Origin of the sequence: Burkholderia sp. Bp9016 (genome assembly GCF_003857765.1) — a bacterium.
In the GTDB taxonomy this organism is placed as follows: domain Bacteria; phylum Pseudomonadota; class Gammaproteobacteria; order Burkholderiales; family Burkholderiaceae; genus Burkholderia.
Genome location: NZ_QTPY01000012.1, coordinates 189,245 through 208,091 on the forward strand (window position 1 = coordinate 189,245; position 18,847 = coordinate 208,091).

Below are 18,847 nucleotides of genomic sequence, written 5' to 3' on the forward strand. Positions count from 1 at the left end.
TTGTCTCAGAGTCGATGGGACCGCGCGTCGGCTTCGCCGCGAGCGCGAGTGTCGGAGTTGGGCGGCGGGACGAGGTCGACGCCGCCCGCGGAAAACGGATGGCATCGGCACACGCGCCTGACGGCGAGATACGTGCCGCGCGCGGCGCCATGATACTGGATTGCCTCGCGCGCGTAATCCGAACAGGAAGGATAAAAACGGCAACGGTTGCCGAGCATAGGGCTCACGGCAACCTTGTAGAAGCGCAGCAAGGCGATCAATACCGTTTCCATACCTTGGGCGGCGCCGTACGACGCCGCGTCAAAACCGGCCGGGCGGGCGCGAACGCCGCACCATGGACGGATGCGTCACTCGGACGCGGGCTTCGACGCCCGGCGCGCGATTTCCCGGGCCGCCCTGTCGAGCAGCTCGCGGATTTCGGCCGCGCACATCGCCGCGAGCGGGGCGGAAGCCGCGCTCGGCAGCGCTTTCTTGTCGAAGCGCGTGTGCTGCCGCAGCAGCAGGTCGTAACCGGCGAATTCGGCCCGGCGCAAGCGAAACGCGTCGCGCGCCAGCCGCTTCACGAGGTTACGCGTGACTGCACGCGGCGCATACTTCTTGCCGACGACGAGCCCCAGACGAGCAGGCTGACCGGTCGGCTTGCCGTAGATCACGAAGTGCGCGGAACGCCGCCAGGGGCGCAAACGAAAAACGGATGAAAATTCATCCGTTTTCAGAAGTCGCGCAGCTTTCGGGAAGGCGGCTTTCGTCTGCGACGGATTCGCACCCGACTCGACGGCACCTTCCGCAGGACTGCGGACGGCGGACACAGCGCGCAACCTGCCTTAGATGGCCAGGCGCTTGCGGCCCTTCGCGCGGCGAGCGTTGATGACCTTGCGGCCACCTGCCGTCTTCATGCGGACACGGAAGCCATGGGTGCGCTTGCGGCGCGTCACGGACGGTTGGTAAGTACGTTTCATGATGTTCTCACTTGTTCGAGAATGTCGAAATTCAGGGGACCGCGTGCCCTTAACCGGAGGCATTCGGGCGAACGCAATCGCCGGGAATACAGGATTGGTTTTCGCGGAACCCGCTATTTAAACCGTTTTTCTCTTGGCGGTCAATACTTTAGGAGTCGTCCGCCTGTGCCGCCCCCCGCCGATCCGGCCCCGCGCCCCACAGCCACAGCCTGTGGATAAGTCCCGCTGTGGCCGCGTTTGGCGTTAGAATCTCGCCTTATCTCCAAGAATCCCGCACGCCGCTTCGGCGCCCGCCTGCCTCTCCACGACTGTGACGCAGGCGTCCGAGGCACGCTCGCACGACCGCTTCGGGCCTTGTTGCGTAACCGCCACAAGGGCGCCGGCGAGCCGCGCTGTGCACGCAAAAAACGACAGTTACTTGATGAACGATTTCTGGCAACACTGTTCCGCACTGCTGGAGCGCGAGCTAACGCCCCAGCAGTACGTGACGTGGATCAAACCCTTGGCCCCGGTGGCCTTCGATGCGTCGGCGAACACGCTGTCCATCGCCGCGCCGAACCGCTTCAAGCTGGACTGGGTCAAGAGCCAGTTTTCGGGCCGCATCTCCGATCTGGCCCGGGATTTCTGGAATGCGCCGATCGAAGTCCAGTTCGTCCTCGATCCGAAGGCCGGCATGCGCAGCGCCGCTGCAGGCGCCGCGCCGGCTGCCCCGCGTGCGCCGCTTGCACCGAGCGGCCCCGCCGCCACCGTGGCCGCGATCGCCGCCAACCTGACCGCGAATGCCGCCGCCGCACCCAGCGCGCCGGCCGACGTGCCGATGACGCCGTCGGCGGCTGCAGCACACCGCCTGAACGTCGACGACGCCGACATCGACCTGCCGAGCCTGCCCGCGCACGAAGCGGCCGCCGGCCGCCGAACCTGGCGTCCGGGCCCCGGTGCCGCGCCCGCCAATGGCGGCGAAGCCGATTCGATGTACGAACGTTCGAAGCTGAACCCCGTGCTCACGTTCGACAACTTCGTGACCGGCAAGGCCAACCAGCTCGCGCGCGCCGCCGCGATCCAGGTTGCGGACAACCCCGGCATTTCGTACAACCCGCTGTTCCTGTACGGCGGCGTCGGCCTCGGCAAGACCCACCTGATCCACGCGATCGGCAACCAGTTGCTGCTCGACAAGGCCGGCGCGCGGATCCGCTACATCCACGCCGAGCAATACGTGTCCGACGTGGTGAAGGCGTACCAGCGCAAGGCGTTCGACGACTTCAAGCGCTACTACCACTCGCTCGACCTGCTGCTGATCGACGATATTCAGTTCTTCTCCGGCAAGTCGCGCACGCAAGAGGAATTCTTCTACGCGTTCGAGGCGCTCGTCGCGAACAAGGCGCAGGTAATCATCACCAGCGATACCTATCCGAAGGAGATTTCGGGCATCGACGATCGCCTGATCTCGCGTTTCGACTCGGGCCTCACCGTCGCGATCGAGCCGCCCGAGCTCGAGATGCGCGTCGCGATCCTGATGCGCAAGGCGCAGTCGGAATACGTGAACCTGTCGGAGGACGTCGCGTTCTTCGTCGCGAAGCACCTGCGCTCCAACGTGCGCGAGCTCGAAGGCGCGCTGCGCAAGATCCTCGCGTATTCGAAGTTCCACGGCCGCGAGATCTCGATCGAGCTGACCAAGGAAGCGCTGAAGGACCTGCTGACCGTGCAGAACCGGCAGATTTCGGTCGAGAACATTCAGAAGACCGTCGCCGACTTCTACAACATCAAGGTCGCCGACATGTATTCGAAGAAGCGTCCCGCGAACATCGCGCGGCCGCGGCAGATTGCGATGTACCTGGCGAAGGAGCTCACGCAGAAGAGCCTGCCGGAAATCGGCGAGCTGTTCGGCGGGCGCGATCACACCACCGTGCTGCATGCCGTGCGCAAGATCGCCGACGAGCGCAGCAAGGATGCACAGCTCAACCACGAGCTGCACGTGCTGGAACAGACGCTGAAGGGCTGAGCGCGCGGGTGCGCTTGATAATTCGGCCTCCGCCCCAATTTAAGGGGGGCGGTTCGGTTTTGAGGCACAATACTGGTTTGACCGCCCCGGTGGTGGCGGGCCAAGAGCCCGGCCGGCGGGGCGCTGCGAGGCTGCTGCGCTGCAGGCCGTTACTCAACGAAGGAACTCTATGCAACTGGTCAAGACCGAACGAGACACACTCCTCAGGCCGCTGCAAACGGTCAGCGGCATCGTCGAACGCCGCCATACGTTGCCGATCCTTGCCAACCTGCTGATCACCAAGAACGGCCCGGACGTTTCGTTCCTGTCGACCGACCTGGAGCTGCAGATCACCACGCGCGCCGATTTCGGCGTGGGCGGCGACCAGGTGGCCACCACCGTCGCGGCCCGCAAGCTGCTCGACATCCTGCGCGCGATGCCCGACGGCCAGGTCACGCTGTCGCTCGCCGACAAGCGCCTCACCGTTCAGTCCGGCAAGAGCCGCTTCGCACTGCAAACGCTCGCGGCCGACGAGTTCCCGACCGTCGCGCAGGCCAAGGATTTCGGCGCCACCCTGACCGTCCCGCAGAAGTCGTTCCGCCAGCTGCTCGGCATGGTGCACTTCGCGATGGCGCAGCAAGACATCCGCTACTACCTGAACGGCATGCTGCTCGTCGTCGACGGCGACCAGCTGATGGCCGTGGCCACCGACGGCCACCGCCTCGCGTTCTCGTCGATGAAGCTCGAAGGCGGCACGTTCGGTCGCCAGGAAGTGATCGTCCCGCGCAAGACGATTCTCGAGCTGCAGCGCCTGCTCGAGGACATCGATGACACCGTCACCATCGACATCGCGCAAACCCAGGCCAAGTTCACGTTCGGCCAGGTCGAGCTCGTGTCGAAACTCGTCGAGGGCAAGTTCCCCGACTTCCAGCGCGTGATCCCGAAGGCGCACAAGAACACGTTCGAGATCGGCCGTGAAGAACTGCAGCGTTCGCTGCAACGCGCGGCGATTCTGACCTCGGACAAGTTCAAGGGCGTGCGCTGCATCATCGCGCCGGGCCAGTTGAAGATCATGTCGACCAACGCCGATCAGGAAGAGGCGCAGGAAGAACTCGAAATCGCGTACCAGGGCGATACCGTCGACATCGGCTTCAACGTCACGTATCTGCTCGACGTGCTCGCGAACCTGAAGGTCGACACCGTGCAGGTGAGCCTCGGCGACGCCAGCTCGAGCGCGCTGATTACCGTGCCCGAGAACGACGAGTTCAAGTATGTCGTGATGCCGATGCGCATCTGACGCGCTCGACATCGCGACACACACCAGGGGGCGTCAAGCCCCTTTGGCGTTTTTATGGTGAACCGACAACCCGTCCCTTTGGTGCCCTGACGGCACCTCGAACGGGCCAGGAAACTGGAGCGGCCCGGCGATTTCTCTCGCTGAAACGCACCGCGCCGCCACGAGAGTGGCCTCGCAGAACCGGAAGATATCCATGAGTGAACAGCACAATTCGCAACCCGATAACAGCAGCTACGGCGCCTCGTCGATCCAGATCCTCGAAGGTCTGGAAGCGGTGCGCAAGCGCCCCGGGATGTACATCGGCGACACGTCGGACGGCACCGGTCTGCACCACCTCGTGTTCGAGGTGCTCGACAACTCGATCGACGAAGCGCTGGCCGGGTACTGCAACGACATCCAGGTGACGATTCACGTCGACAACTCGATTACCGTGACCGACAACGGCCGCGGCATTCCGACCGACGTGAAGATGAACGACAAGCACGAGCCGAAGCGCAGCGCCGCCGAGATCGTGATGACCGAGCTGCACGCCGGCGGCAAGTTCGACCAGAACAGCTACAAGGTGTCCGGCGGCCTGCACGGCGTGGGCGTGTCGTGCGTGAACGCGCTGTCGAGCTGGCTGCGCCTCACCGTGCGCCGCAACGGCAAGAAGCATTTCATGGAGTTCCATCGCGGCATCGCGCAGGACCGCGTGCTCGAGAAGGTGGACGGCGTGGAAGTGTCGCCGATGCTGGTGACCGGCGATACCGAGAACCGCGGCACCGAAGTGCACTTCATGGCCGATCCGACCATTTTCGGCACGGTCGAGTATCACTACGACATCCTCGCGAAGCGGATGCGCGAGCTTTCGTTCCTGAACAACGGCGTGCGGATTCGTTTGACCGACCTGCGCAGCGGCAAGGAAGACGATTTCGCGTTCGCCGGCGGTGTGAAGGGCTTCGTCGAGTACATCAACAAGACGAAGACCAACCTGCATCCGACGGTTTTCCACGCCATCGGCGAGAAGGACGGTGTGGGCGTCGAAGTCGCGATGCAGTGGAACGACAGCTACAACGAAAACGTGCTGTGCTTCACGAACAACATTCCGCAGCGTGACGGCGGTACTCACCTGACCGGCCTGCGAGCCGCGATGACGCGCGTCATCAACAAGTACATCACCGATAACGAAATCGCGAAGAAGGCGAAGGTCGAGACGACCGGCGACGACATGCGCGAAGGGCTGTCGTGCGTGCTTTCCGTGAAGGTGCCGGAGCCGAAGTTCAGCTCGCAGACGAAGGACAAACTGGTTTCGTCCGAAGTGCGGGCGCCGGTTGAGGAAGTCGTCGCGAAGGCGCTCGAAGAATTCCTGCTGGAAACGCCGATCGACGCGAAGATCATCTGCGGGAAGATCGTTGAGGCTGCTCGGGCGCGCGATGCTGCCCGGAAGGCTCGTGAGATGACGCGCCGCAAGGGCGTGCTCGACGGCGTCGGCCTGCCAGGCAAGCTCGCGGACTGCCAGGAAAAAGACCCGGCGAAGTGCGAAATCTACATCGTCGAGGGCGACTCGGCAGGTGGGTCGGCGAAGCAAGGGCGCGACCGCAAGTTCCAGGCAATCCTGCCGCTGCGCGGCAAGGTGCTGAACGTCGAGAAGGCGCGCTACGACAAGCTGCTGTCGTCGGAGCAGATCGTGACGCTGGTCACGGCGCTCGGGTGCGGGATCGGCAAGGACGATTACAACCTCGACAAGCTGCGCTATCACCGCATCATCATCATGACCGACGCGGACGTCGACGGTGCGCACATCCGGACGCTGCTGCTCACGTTCCTCTATCGCCAAATGCCGGACATGATCGAGCGCGGGTATGTGTATATCGCGCAGCCGCCGCTTTACAAGATCAAGGCGGGCAAGGACGAGCGGTATCTGAAGGACGATGTGGAGCTGAACGCGCATATGCTGCGGTTGGCGCTGCAAGGGTCGGAGCTGGTGCCTGGGGAGAATGCGGCGGCGATTTCCGGCGACGCGCTCGGGGAACTGGCGCGGTCGTATCTGCTGTCGCAGAGCGTGATCGATCGGTTGAGCCGGCTGTATGACCCGGCGGCGCTCGAGGCGATCATGGACGGGGTGGCGATCGACCTCTCCACCGAGGCTTCGACGGAGGCTTCGGCGAAGGCGCTGCACGCTGCGTTGCATGACGAGGCTTTGAAGAACGAAGTACGCGTGGTGCCTTCGTATGACCCGGTTCGGGAGCAGCGGTCGCTCAATGTCGAACGCACCCATCACGGGAATGTGCGGGTTTCGGTCATCGATCAGGAGTTCCAGCACACGGCCGATTATCAGCAGCTCGTGGCTACGGCGAATACGTTCACGGGACTGATTGGGGAAGGGGCGGTTATCAAGCGTGGTGAGCGCAGTATGGCTGTTACCGACTTCAAGAGCGCGATGAAGTGGCTGCTCGCGGATGCCGAGCGGAACGTGTCGAAGCAGCGGTATAAGGGGCTGGGGGAGATGAACCCCGGGCAGCTGTGGGAAACGACGATGGATCCGGCGGTGCGGCGACTGCTGCGTGTGCAGATCGAGGACGCTATTGCGGCGGATGGGATCTTTACTACCCTCATGGGGGATGATGTAGAGCCGCGTAGGGCGTTTATTGAATCGAATGCGTTGCGGGCGGGGAATATTGACGTTTGAACCAGTATGTAGACGTAGGGCGCCAGAGTATGTGCGACTGGCGCCACAGTTTTGCGACTGGACGACGCAGTTGGTGCGACTAGCCTACCAATCGTAGCGTCAGGTGTTATCTCTGGAGGAGCTTGACCGCGGAATCATAGTCGGCAAGTTTCAGGGACGAATCTCAGATTCGCCACTAGTTGTAAAAAAAGCCGCTGCTTCTCACGAAGCAGCGGCTTTTTTGTTCTGGAATGCCAGTAATGTGCCCGAACAGGCGCATTACGCATCTAAAGCGGCCAAACCTTTTAGATGCGGGCGGTTTTCCGGGAGCGGGTGCTACACGCCACTGTTACCTTCCGTGGAGAGCACACCGTGCCCCCAATGATTTCATGATGTTAGCAGATCACGATCTCATCGGAATTTCAAAAAAATGCGACCTGATGAGCTCCGATATAAAATCCGTGTACCAAGCCTCTGGCATCGAGCGCCAGATTTCATGAGCGAACCTGATTCGGCTCAATTCTCCTTGGGCCACCAACTTATATAGGTCGTCATACCCCTGACATTTCACAAAAAATTTCAGCATATGATCCCCTAGGTAATAAAACTCCTCCTCGTCCACACCACGGAAACGAGCATCATCGAGCAGCAATCCGAACAAGAAAGCCCACTCATCCTGATCATCTCCTTGTTCAGCACCAAGAGGCAGCAAGAGATCTGGACGGCCATTGAATTGTTCGTGAACTCGCCCGTGGCATTCATAGCAGAGCGTAATACCATTACCAAGCTCAAACGCCCCCCACGGATAAAGGGTTTTACGGACAATGTGGTGCGATTGAATTCGCTCTTTTGAATTACAACATACACATCGATACGAATCTCTTGCCTTGATGAATCGACTCCACAATCGGAGAATCCATCGATCTGAACGTCCTTTCTCAATGGCCGAGATCAAAGCCTGTTTGTTTCGACGAATGCTTTTAAAATCCTCATCCTCTTCTTTCATATTCTGGTCCGGCATGATGACAAGGCCAACATAACCACATTGGTTTCGTGATTCATCATACCTCTGGATGAGAAATGCATCGCCTGCGACGTGCTGCAATGCCGCCCCATGCGATAGCATGCTGCTTTCCCGCCCCACGATCCTGCCAACGACCATGACACCCATTGAATTCCTGGTCAGCCTTCACCAGCCTCCCGCCTCGACGCCGCTCAATTTGCCGCACGTCGCTGCCAGCATTTGAAATGCTGGCGCGCCGGCCAAATGACGGCGTGAGGTGGCGTGAGCGATGGACTTACGAAGCCGCGCTGGCGCAGCCGCTGGGTGAGCCAGTCGACAAGCACTACGGCCATTTGAGGTCTGACCGGATACGGATGAAGCTTGACGCGATCGTTAATCCATAGGTCGAATGTTGATTCTCGAAGTCGTTTCGACTTCAGGTATCTCCTGTAGAATTTGTTTCGATACAAACTCGACAGAGCCGATATGGCCAAAAGGACATTAGAGCTGTCTGGCCACGACCAGCGCCTAACAACGAGAAGAATTTTCGGGGTACGCCTTCGGCAACTGAGAAATACAGTAAACCCAGCGGCCCAGAGAGAGGCACGCGCGTGAACGACACAAGCGTCGCAGGTGCACGGCCTCTCAGCCGGTTTCTAAAATTGGCCGTCATGGCTGGGATCGAGAGCGCCATTCGGATTCACATCGACCGAGGCGATGATCTCAACGCCCGCGACCGAAACGGTTTGACCCCTCTAATGTTGTCGGCAGCTCGAAACAAGCCCGCAATCTGCAAATTGCTGCTCGATGCGGGAGCTGACGACGGCCTACTCGATCCCTCTGGAAAAACGGCCCTTGCCATTGCGGTTGCCGCAGGCGCATACGACGCCGCGGCTGTCCTCGAATCAGCCCAAGCCCCGATCGAAACTTTTGGCGACCCAGCCATTAGCGTGCCCACATCCTCTAATGGACCCATCGAACACTTCGACGCCCAAGCCTCGGAACACCCCTCGTATCCGACCAGCGCAAGCGTGACTGAAGCCGACATGGCACGGCCTCCTGCCCCAGCCATAGTCGATGACGCGACCGAACCAGAGAACCCGCCAGACTTTGACTTGTCCGGCTGGGAGCCCGAGGAAGACCGGCCACCACCCGATGCGGATTTGTCGGTCGCCCAAGCCGCGAGCGCAATTCAGGCCGCCATTACAGAATACGAAGGCGTCGACTCTTCAGTTGACTGGGACGATATCGACGCGTACCTGCCGGAAAGATCGCAGCCGTTGGCGCGCACAGACGACGCCGAAGTTCTGGGACGGCTCCGTCTGCTAATGCTTCGAGCCGTCCGCGAGGGCAGCGTGCCGCAGATGTGGGTCGAGGCGCTGTCGGTCAACGATGACCGGTCCCCGAACCCTGACGTCAAAGCGCAGTTGAGCATGATAATCAACGACCTTGGCGCTGAGGTCGATGAGCGATTCGAGTACGCCAGTGTCAGCGCCACCGAAAACTTCGAGGTCTACGTCAAACCAGAGGAATCGCCGGACGAAGAAGAGATCGTGGCCAATGCCTTGACCTCCATCGACAGCCTCGCATCCAATCGCACAGAGCCTCTGTACATTTACCAAAAGGAATTCCAGCGGAAAAGGCTCATTTCCGCGGACGAAGAAGTCGCGCTGAGCCGAGCCATGGAAAGCGAGTTGGAACGAGCGCTCGACGCCTTGGCCGCTTGGCCACGCGGTATCGACCTCACATTGGCTGCTGGACACGTGGTCAGGACAGGACAACAACCTTTGGCATGGTTGTCGCTCGGCCCCACCGACACCCAGTCAGAGCTTGAGCCCACTTCCGAAGGCGAAAACGATGCCGGCGCGGCCACATCGGACCCGACTGGCGAAACAGCGGAGCACGATAGCGACCTCCAATTCGAGATCTGCCCGCGTGGCGATCAAGCCTCGGACTTCATGGATGCGCTGGACTGGCTCGCGGGCCTTCCAGTCGGCTCTGCTCAGCAGGGAGCGGGATGGCAAGCCATCCGTGAAACACTGTCGGCGCTTCGACTGAATCGGCGCTTCCTCTTGGAACTGGCCGATCTCGCAGACGGCGGCGACTCCGGCTTGGCCAGCCAATACGCGAACGCCATGAAGGCCTACCAGCTCGCCCGCGAACGAATGGCCGTCGCCAACCTGAAGCTCGTTTTCCATCTCGCTAAAAAGTACCGATACAGCGGCGAACCATTGGACGACTTGGCACAAGAAGGAAACATCGGCCTGCTGAAAGCCGTCGAGCGTTTCGATTGGCGCCGAGGGTTCAAGTTCTCCACCTACGCCACTTGGTGGATACGGCAGCAGATTGGACGGCACCTCGCCGACAAATGCAGGACGGTTCGCGTTCCGGTCCATGTCCATGAAAAGGCCCAGCGCCTTTCCCGAGAGACTCAGGCGCTTGAATCGGAGACAGGGCGCGCCCCTGAACTCCACGAGATCGCGGCTCGTTTGAACATGGCCGTCCAGAAGGTGGCCGAGCTTCAACGCCTCGCTCCTGAGCCATTGCCGATCCATGAACTGCCCATCGACGAGCTGATAGCCGTTGAGGTCCGATCAGATTTCGTCTCGCCAGATCCCATGGACATCGTGTCCAAGTCCGAATTACTTGAGACAATCGACAAGCTGCTGTCCACACTAAAGCCCAAGGAAGAACAGACTCTTCGTCTGCGCTTCGGCATCGGCGTCGAAGAGGCGTTGACGCTCGAAGAAATTGGCTGCCAATACGGAGTCACAAGAGAGCGCGTTCGCCAGATCGAGGTCGCCGCGCTCCGAAACCTGAAGCACCCACGTCGAATGGATGCGTTCGCGTGCGCAGTCTTCGGCGGCCCTCTTTCCACAAAGTGCAAAGAGGAAGAAGACAGCGTCGAGCAACCATCAAACAACCAAACGATGCGACAGCCTGCCGCGACCAAGACGGCCCCCTCGAGCCTGAGCGCCCAACCGCCCAGACGATCGCCTAGCGTCGACAGGCTCCTGTCAGAAGTCGCAGACTTGGGCATTCCCATCGACGACGACCGCAACGGGCCTTCGGGGAGCATATGGGTTAACCTCACTAATGCACCGGATAGCCGTTACCGCAGATTAGTCCGCAAACTGCTTGCTCTGGGATTCGAATTCTGGCCAGGGAAGGGCTATTGGAGATGACCCCAAAGACGCGAAACGCCCCCCCGCAGGCCGTGTCGATGCTTGAATCGCTTCGCGGCCTCGGCTATTCGACCGCAGCGGCGCTCGCTGACATCGTCGACAACAGCATTTCCGCTGGCGCGACTGAAGTTCGCATCGATTTTTCCTGGGCTGGGCCGAATAGCCGTATTTCGGTCCTCGATAACGGGCGTGGCATGAGCGACGCCGAGCTTGAAAGTGCGATGCGGCTTGGCGACAAGAACCCACTGGTCGCCCGCGAAGCGCACGACCTAGGCCGCTTCGGCATGGGGCTCAAAACCGCATCCTTCTCGCAATGCCGCCGCCTCACGGTGGCCACCGTCAAGGACGATATCCAGAGCTGCCTGCGGTGGGATTTGACCGAACTGGCCGCCAACCCAGACAGCGGATGGCTTCTCTTCGAAGACCCTGCCCCTGGCTCAAAGTCGTTTATCGAGAACTTGAAGGACAGGAAGGCTGGGACTCTCGTATTGTGGGAGACACTCGACCGCATCGTTACGGACGGTTACAAGTCGGACGATTTCTTGGCTTTGATCGACGATGTCGAAGCCCATTTGGCGATGGTTTTCCACCGCTTTCTCCAAGACCCGCTAGCGCGCCTGAAGCTATTTTTGAACGGTCGAGCCGTCAAGCCCTGGGACCCATTCATGACAGGGCACATAGCCAAGGCATGGGCGCCTCCGCCCGCGAAGCACCATACCGAATATGGAACGGTCGAGATCCAATGCCATGTCTTGCCACACCGCGACAAGCTGACGGCGGCTGAATTCAACACCAATGCAGGTCCAGCAGGATGGACTGCCCAGCAGGGTTTTTACGTTTACCGCAACGAGAGGCTCTTGGTCGCAGGAGGCTGGCTCGGTCTGGGCAATTCGCGCGTATGGAATCGAGAAGAAGCACATCGCTTGGCGCGCATCCGCATAGACATCCCCAACACGGCCGACGCCGAGTGGAAGATCGACGTCAGGAAATCCACAGCCCGGCCCCCTGTGTCGCTTAAACCCTGGCTCACCCAGTTCGCCGAGAACACGCGCGAGCGCGCTCGCCGAGTGTTCGCCTATCGCGCAACCCCGACGCCGAGCCAAGGCGACAGGCCCGTTGAACAAGCTTGGCGTGTGGAGCGGCTCAAGGCAGGTATGCGGTATCGAATCGAAGAGAAACATCCCTCCGTCGCGGCCGTCCTCGACAACGCTGGCGATCTCCAACCCTTGATCAAAGCAATGATTCGGGTGATCGAGGAAACGGTCCCGGTCCAGCGCATCTGGCTCGACACCGCCGAGAACAAAGAGACACCGCGCACCGGTTTCGATGGTGAGCCCAACGAGGCGGTGATTGAGATCGCGACCATTCTCTTCGATGACCTGATCCTGCGAAAGAATTTGAGCGTAGACGAGGCCCGCAAGGCACTACTGCGCACCGAACCCTTTCACAAATTTCCCGCGCTCGTGGCGCGGCTTGGGAGTAAACCGTGATCCCGGCAGAAACTGCAGCAGCCCAATTGGAACTGCTCGAGAACGTGATCGCCACCGCACAGCGGTTGGTGAAAGCGGAGAAGGACAAGTCGAAAGTTACGGCAGCCTACATCGCCGAGAAAGTGGCCCGAGCTGCGGAAATGTTCGAAACCGATGCCACCTCAACTGTGGACCAGCCGTTGGCGGTTGCCACGCTCATTCAGCGATTCAGTCACTGGATCGGCAAGGCCACGACACTCAAAGACGATGCCGGCCATATCCATTGGCTCAATGCCGCCCGCAAGAAAGATTGGCACTATTGGCGCCGCTACCGCGATTACCTCGAAGCCAAGCTCTCCGACAACGTCGTAGATGGCCTCGATGACGCAACTGACAACATCTTGGCCCTTCTCGAAGATCCGCATCGGACGGACGCATGGGATCGCCGCGGGCTTGTCGTCGGCCATGTTCAATCAGGCAAGACCAGCAACTACTCGGGCCTGATCTGCAAGGCGGCGGATGCCGGCTACAAAATCATCATCGTGCTGGCAGGCACGCACAACAATCTACGCTCACAAACCCAAATGCGCCTCGAAGAGGGCTTCTTGGGCTATGAAACGACGGTGGACCGCGATCCTGGTTTGCCTATCGGAGTGGCCGAGTTCGGTGAGGATCTGAAAACGAACTCCGCGACGACGCGCGCAGACAACGGCGACTTCAACAAGGCAATCGCAAAGCATTTCCACGGCATTTCACCAGAAGAGCGTCCATGGCTCTTTGTGGTCAAGAAGCAAAAGACCGTGCTCACCGCCCTTCTGAACTGGATTCAGTCGCGCGTGTTCGATGCCACCAAAGACGGCCGGAAGGTCGTCACCAAACTGCCGTTACTGATGATCGACGACGAGGCGGATAACGCCTCTGTGGACACCGGCGAGCAATTGTTCGATGAGGACGGCGCTCCCGACGAGGAGCATCAACCCAAAACTATCAACAGCCTCATTCGACAGATCCTGCATGCATTCACTCGAAAAGCGTACGTGGGCTACACTGCGACGCCCTTCGCCAATATCTTCATCCACCACAAGGGAACCACAACGAAGGAAGGCTCCGACCTCTTCCCGCGCTCCTTCATCATCAATCTAGCTGCGCCGTCGAACTATGTCGGCCCTGCCCGCCTCTTTGGGAGGATGACCAAGGATGGGCGCAAGGGCGAACTTCCACTCTCTCGCGCCATTCTCGACCATTACGATCCCGAGACCGACTCAGGCTGGATGCCGCCAAAACACAAAAAGACGTACGTTCCGGTATATAACGGGCAGGAGATGGCTCCGCCCTCTTTGCGCAAGGCCATCTGCACCTTCGTCCTTGCCTGCGCAGTGCGCGAACTACGCGGCCAAGGAGCGGCGCACAGCTCCATGCTGATCCACGTTACGCGCTTTGTGGCAGTGCAGGACCATGTACGGCTTCAGGTCGAGGATGCGGTGCGTAGCATGCGCCAGAAAATCTGCAGAGGCATCGAAGCCGACAGCCTGCTGTTTCAGATGAAAGAGCTATGGGAGCTGGACTTCGTTCCGACCAGCGCCACAGTCTCTGAACTGTCTCCCGACGAAGAGCGGCCTGCAGCATTGCCGACATGGGATGAGGTGCAGGCGGCGCTTCCCGATGTCCTGGAAGACATCGATGTGCGTTCGATCAATGGCACGGCCAAGGACGCTTTAGACTACGCCACCCCAGGCTCGGCACTCAAGGTCATCGCCATTGGCGGCGACAAATTGGCGCGGGGGCTGACGCTCGAAGGACTCTGCGTGAGCTATTTCGTACGCACCACGAAAATGTACGACACGCTTATGCAAATGGGCCGATGGTTCGGCTATCGACCAGGATATCTGGATCTCTGTCGCCTCTATACCTCGCCCGACTTGGTGCGCTGGTTCGGCCACATCGCCGACGCGTCCGAAGAGCTGCGAGAGGAGTTCGACTTCATGGCCAGCGCGAATCTCACACCGGAAGATTATGGCCTCAAGGTGATATCCCACGAGGTGCTTACGGTCACGTCGCCCTTGAAGATGCGCAACGCACATACGCTGTCCTTGACCTATAGCGGAACGCGCCCCCAGACTATCTTGTTCCATCGCGACTCGAAGACGCAAAAAGCCAACCTCTCCGCGACGGACGATTTGATCGCATCCCTTGGACAACCTAAGGTTCACGGCCAGAAATTCGAGCGCGACGGCAAAGCCGACTCGTGGCCACGTTCGCGGCTGTGGACGGGTGTGGACGCGTCGAAGGTGCTTGCGTTCTTGGGCGCGTACGCGACTCACCCCAATGCAACTAGCGCCAAGGCTCCAGTGCTCGCGGAATTCATCCGCAAGATGAATGAGATAGGTCAACTGGATCAGTGGAACGTGGCACTGTTGGCCGAAGGCAGCGACGAGAGCAATCCACACGAATTCACGGGAGGCATTCGCATCGAATCCTTCCCGATGCGCACGCCCGACAACCACGGACTGCCCGATCAAAGAGACCCAGCTAATTTCGCCATTGGAGTGTTGACCGATCCAGCCGACGAGGGGATCGATTTGGATGACGACGCTTGGCGCGAGGCTCTCGAAATCACTCAAGCGGCCTGGAAACAGGATCCGGCACGAGGACGGATAACCATGCCGACGGTGCCAAGCGGTAAAGGCATGCGCATGGCTCGCAGCAAGCTTGGCGGCGCCGTGGATCGCGGTTTGCTGCTTCTCTATCCGCTCGCGCCATACGCTGGCAAGCCGAAGTCACAAATCGTGCCTGGGTGGGACAAGCCCATTATGGCCTTCGCCATCGCCTTTCCAGCCAGCGACAGCGGAATCAGCGTGGAATATGAAGTGAATGTCCTCTATTGGGCTCAGGAATATGGCGCGACTGAGTGATGAGTTTTTGATGGCTTGGTCGTCGCTATCCGGCGACGGCCCGGACGGGGGCTGGCAGACCATCTCCGTGACGCCCACCGGCCCGCTCGAATTGAGCGCGGGCCGGCGCGCGCCCGACAATGCCGAGGCGGTGTTGGTAGGATTCCCGGCTGCACGCTTGGCGGTCCCCGACAAGCTGCCAGAGGGGCAAGGTTTCGCCGTGGAGCGCGCGAACCCCGAAGATAAGGGCATGCTTTGGCTCGCCTTGACACGCAAGGCCGCAGGAAACGCTGAACTGTTCACGGATATGGCCTGCAACGTGACCGGCGCGTTGGATGACGCCGTAGCAACCGGGGCCGATGTCGCCAAGCTGCTACGGGTTTTCATCGGGCGCGTGGGGGCTTGGCAAGAGTTCATGCGCAAAGGAAGCCAAGTACTGAATCCCGAAGCCGAGATCGGTTTGGTTGGAGAGTTGGCAACGCTTCTGGAAGTCATCGAAGCGGGTGTTTCCGCACCGGTAGCCATCGAAGGGTGGCTCGGCCCCTTGGATGGCATCCAAGACTTTGAGCTCGGAACCGGGGCGCTCGAAATCAAATCGACGCTGTCGTCGGCAGGTTTTCCCGCGCGCGTCGGGTCGCTTGAGCAACTCGACGACACCGTTCGCCAGCCGCTCTTTGTCGTCGGCAAGCGGATGCGTCAGACCGAAGGCGGACTGGGCCTGCCCGACTTTGTCGATGCAGTGCGGCTAGTGGCCAAGGCTGATCCTGGGGCCGCGAGCGCGCTCGACGACCGCCTGGTGGCCGCTGGATATTTCGACGCCCACGCCGACCACTATCCTCGACGCTTCGTGATGGTGGACACGCTCGTGATCGAGGTGGACGATGAATTCCCGCGCTTGACCATGGGCCGCGTTCCCTTCGGCATCACGGGAGCCGCGTACGGCATCGACCTTGACAAGGTCGCTGGCCACCGTGTCGACATGGCTGCAGCATTAAAAAAAATGAGGGCGATATAAATATGGACTTGCCAGAATTCCTACGCGAAACGCAGGCCGCCGTACGGTCGCAAATGAGAGAGGGCGCGCTGTATGAAGAATTGGTGTTCGCTGGGATCGTGATGGACCACATGTCGGAGATCGGCATGACGTTCGAGCCGGTCGAATGCCATTTCGAAGGCAAAGTAGGCAACGCAAATCTGAGACTCAGCGGCTATTCCGTCTCCGATGAGAGTGACCAGCTCGACTTGTTCGTCAGCCTTTACGATGGTGTCGATGTCCCAACGCCCGTTCCCGACTCGGAGACCAAGACTGCCGTGGAACAGTGCCTCCGCTTTCTGACACTTTGTGCGGAAGGCAAGATGGCCCCGAAGCTCGATCCTTCGAGCGATGTACGCTCACTGGCGGAAACGCTGCAAGGCATCTACAACGACCTGGAGCAAATCCGCGTCTATGTCATCACCGACAAAGTCGCGAAATCCAAGAGCTTCAAGACACGCGACATCGGTGGCAAGGCAGTGCGCCTCGAAGTCATGGACATCGAGCGACTCCACCGCCATTGGTCCGAGGGCAAGCCGCGCGACGAAGTGGTCGTCGATTTCAACGAGGTCTCCGGCGCTCCCTTGCCCTGCGTCTTTGTGCCTGGCGAGAATGACGACTACGACTACGCGCTGACAGCCATACCTGGCGAGGCGCTGCGACTGCTCTATGAGAAGTTCGGTGCACGGCTTCTGGAAGCCAACGTCCGCTCCTTCCTCAGCGTCAAGGGCAAGGGGATCAATGCCGGCATTCAAACCACCTTGCGATCGGCGCCTGAGCGATTCATGGCCTACAACAATGGAATCGTGATCGTGGCCGACGAAATGCGCCTGGGCAGGCCAGGAGACGGCTCGGCGGGAATCGCATGGCTCAAGGGACTGCAAATCGTCAATGGTGGCCAGACGACCGCATCTATGTACTTCACCAAGAAGAAGTTCCCTGAAGTGAACTTGGCACCCGTCAGGGTGCCCGCCAAAATCATCGTCATGCGAGTGCAGGACGCGGCCAAGGAAGAGGCGCTTGTTTCGGACATTTCGCGCTTCGCAAATACGCAAAACGCGATTAAGCAATCCGATTTGTCAGCAAACAAGCCCTTCCACGTAGACGTGGAAAAACTGTCGTTGACTGTATATTGTCCCGATGGAGTGAGCCGATGGTTTTATGAGCGGGCGTCGGGCAGCTACAGCACCATGCTTGCGCGTGAAGGAACGACACCCGCGAAACTGCGGCAGCTCAAGGATGCGATGCCGCCAGCGAGGAAGATCACGAAGACGGATTTGGCGAAGTACATCAACGCATGGGATCGCAGGCCGGACTTGGTAAGCCTGGGCTCGCAAAAGAACTTCGAACGCTTCATGGCTGCGCTGTCGACCCCTGATGGAGAAACGACGACGCTTCCAGATGTACCTTGGTACAAGGCGATGATCGCCAAGGCGATCGTCTTCAAGGCGACCCAGAAAATTGTTCGGCCGATGTTTCAGGCATTCCAGGCGAACATCGCAGCCTATGTTGTGGCCGTGCTCGCCGATAGGCTTGGCGATCGAATCGAACTCGACCGGATTTGGTCGCGACAGGCGCTCTCCCCGGAACTCTGCGCGCAGATTGCTCGTTGGGCAAAGGAGGTCAGCGATGTTCTGCACGAGACGGCCGGCGGAAGAATGGTATCGGAATGGGCGAAAAAGCCGGAGTGCCGTGACTCTGTCCTCGGAGCATCGTTCACAATGCCGGCGGATGATATGTCTGAGCTGCTCTGAGGGGAATATTCTTGGTGGACGTTGTCGACAAGGAGACCCGGCGACGCATGATGTCCGGCATCCGGGCGAAGAACACGAAGCCGGAAATGCTCGTGCGAAAAATTCTGTTCGCGGCAGGCTACCGTTTCAGATTGCACAGGCGCGAACTTCCGGGGGCGCCCGACGTAGTCTTGCCTGGCCGCAAAGTAGCGATTTTCGTCCACGGGTGCTTCTGGCACCGCCATACGGGATGTGGCTTCGCCACATCGCCCGCGACTAACGCAGCGTTTTGGCACGCCAAATTGAGCAGCAATGTCGAGCGTGACGGCCGAGCTATCGAAGCACTCAAGGAAACGGGATGGCGCGTGCTGGTTGTGTGGGAATGCGCCACCAAAGGCAAGTCGACCGAGACCGTCACGGAGCTCGCCCGAGCCTTGTCCGAATGGATTGAGGGCAATGCACCTTTCGGCGAAATCCCGGAGACTCTCCCTATTAAGATGTGAGGTGATGACAGGATCGCGGGCGTTCGCGAGCACGCGGAGGTATCCGGAATTTAGTGTGTGAGGCGGGTTGAGATTCAGACTCCAATGTTGAATCGTTCCGGGTAAAGCAGCGCAAACTGGGTCATCGCGCTCTTCCAATCGTGCCGGGA

Annotated in this window: 13 protein-coding genes; 9 read left to right on the top strand and 4 right to left on the bottom strand. The window is 60.0% G+C overall.

The window, feature by feature from the left end; translation table 11 throughout:
* Window positions 1–5 precede the first annotated feature (5 nt).
* From yidD to rpmH, 3 genes are all read right to left on the bottom strand, one after another.
* Window positions 6–272, bottom strand: a complete 267-nt coding sequence (gene yidD, locus DIE13_RS16965) for a membrane protein insertion efficiency factor YidD (RefSeq protein ID WP_040142602.1) — start codon at window positions 270–272, stop codon at window positions 6–8.
* Window positions 273–347: 75 nt separating this feature from the next.
* Complete coding sequence (rnpA, locus tag DIE13_RS16970; protein WP_124828248.1) at window positions 348–809, bottom strand: ribonuclease P protein component; 462 nt, start codon at window positions 807–809, stop codon at window positions 348–350.
* A gap of 15 nt (window positions 810–824) precedes the next feature.
* Window positions 825–959 carry a 50S ribosomal protein L34 gene (gene rpmH, locus DIE13_RS16975; protein WP_004198824.1) on the bottom strand — a complete coding sequence of 45 codons (135 nt, stop codon included), beginning with the start codon at window positions 957–959 and terminating at the stop codon, window positions 825–827.
* A gap of 421 nt (window positions 960–1,380) precedes the next feature.
* On the opposite strand from rpmH, the gene dnaA reads away from it, so the two are divergent.
* From dnaA to gyrB, 3 genes are all read left to right on the top strand, one after another.
* Window positions 1,381–2,958, top strand: a complete 1,578-nt coding sequence (gene dnaA / locus DIE13_RS16980) for a chromosomal replication initiator protein DnaA (protein WP_199568544.1) — start codon at window positions 1,381–1,383, stop codon at window positions 2,956–2,958.
* Between the two features lie 169 nt (window positions 2,959–3,127).
* A complete protein-coding gene (dnaN, locus tag DIE13_RS16985; protein WP_006756934.1) occupies window positions 3,128–4,234 on the top strand; it encodes a DNA polymerase III subunit beta in 1,107 nt (368 codons plus the stop codon).
* A gap of 193 nt (window positions 4,235–4,427) precedes the next feature.
* A complete protein-coding gene (gyrB, locus tag DIE13_RS16990) occupies window positions 4,428–6,902 on the top strand; it encodes a DNA topoisomerase (ATP-hydrolyzing) subunit B (RefSeq protein ID WP_124828250.1) in 2,475 nt (824 codons plus the stop codon).
* 382 nt (window positions 6,903–7,284) lie between these two features.
* On the opposite strand, the gene DIE13_RS16995 is transcribed toward gyrB, so the two are convergent.
* A complete protein-coding gene (locus tag DIE13_RS16995) occupies window positions 7,285–8,052 on the bottom strand; it encodes an HNH endonuclease (protein ID WP_012327527.1) in 768 nt (255 codons plus the stop codon).
* A gap of 503 nt (window positions 8,053–8,555) precedes the next feature.
* On the opposite strand from DIE13_RS16995, the gene DIE13_RS17000 reads away from it, so the two are divergent.
* From DIE13_RS17000 to DIE13_RS17025, 6 genes are read left to right on the top strand one after another with little or no spacing between them, the layout of a single operon-like run.
* Window positions 8,556–11,069 carry a sigma-70 family RNA polymerase sigma factor gene (locus tag DIE13_RS17000; protein ID WP_124828251.1) on the top strand — a complete coding sequence of 838 codons (2,514 nt, stop codon included), beginning with the start codon at window positions 8,556–8,558 and terminating at the stop codon, window positions 11,067–11,069.
* A 38-nt stretch (window positions 11,070–11,107) separates the two neighbouring features.
* Entirely contained in the window at window positions 11,108–12,559 is a 1,452-nt protein-coding gene (locus DIE13_RS17005) for an ATP-binding protein (protein WP_041492035.1), read from the top strand.
* Window positions 12,556–15,450, top strand: a complete 2,895-nt coding sequence (locus DIE13_RS17010) for a Z1 domain-containing protein (RefSeq protein ID WP_124828252.1) — start codon at window positions 12,556–12,558, stop codon at window positions 15,448–15,450. Before DIE13_RS17005 ends, DIE13_RS17010 begins: the two co-directional genes overlap by 4 nt.
* A gap of 10 nt (window positions 15,451–15,460) precedes the next feature.
* Entirely contained in the window at window positions 15,461–16,444 is a 984-nt protein-coding gene (locus DIE13_RS17015) for a PD-(D/E)XK motif protein (protein ID WP_124828253.1), read from the top strand.
* A gap of 2 nt (window positions 16,445–16,446) precedes the next feature.
* Window positions 16,447–18,216, top strand: coding sequence for an AIPR family protein (locus DIE13_RS17020; RefSeq protein WP_012327532.1), 1,770 nt, complete (start codon window positions 16,447–16,449; stop codon window positions 18,214–18,216).
* A gap of 11 nt (window positions 18,217–18,227) precedes the next feature.
* Window positions 18,228–18,698: a very short patch repair endonuclease gene (locus DIE13_RS17025; protein ID WP_198143769.1), complete on the top strand. Its 471-nt coding sequence runs from the start codon at window positions 18,228–18,230 to the stop codon at window positions 18,696–18,698.
* The last annotated feature ends 149 nt before the right edge of the window (window positions 18,699–18,847 follow it).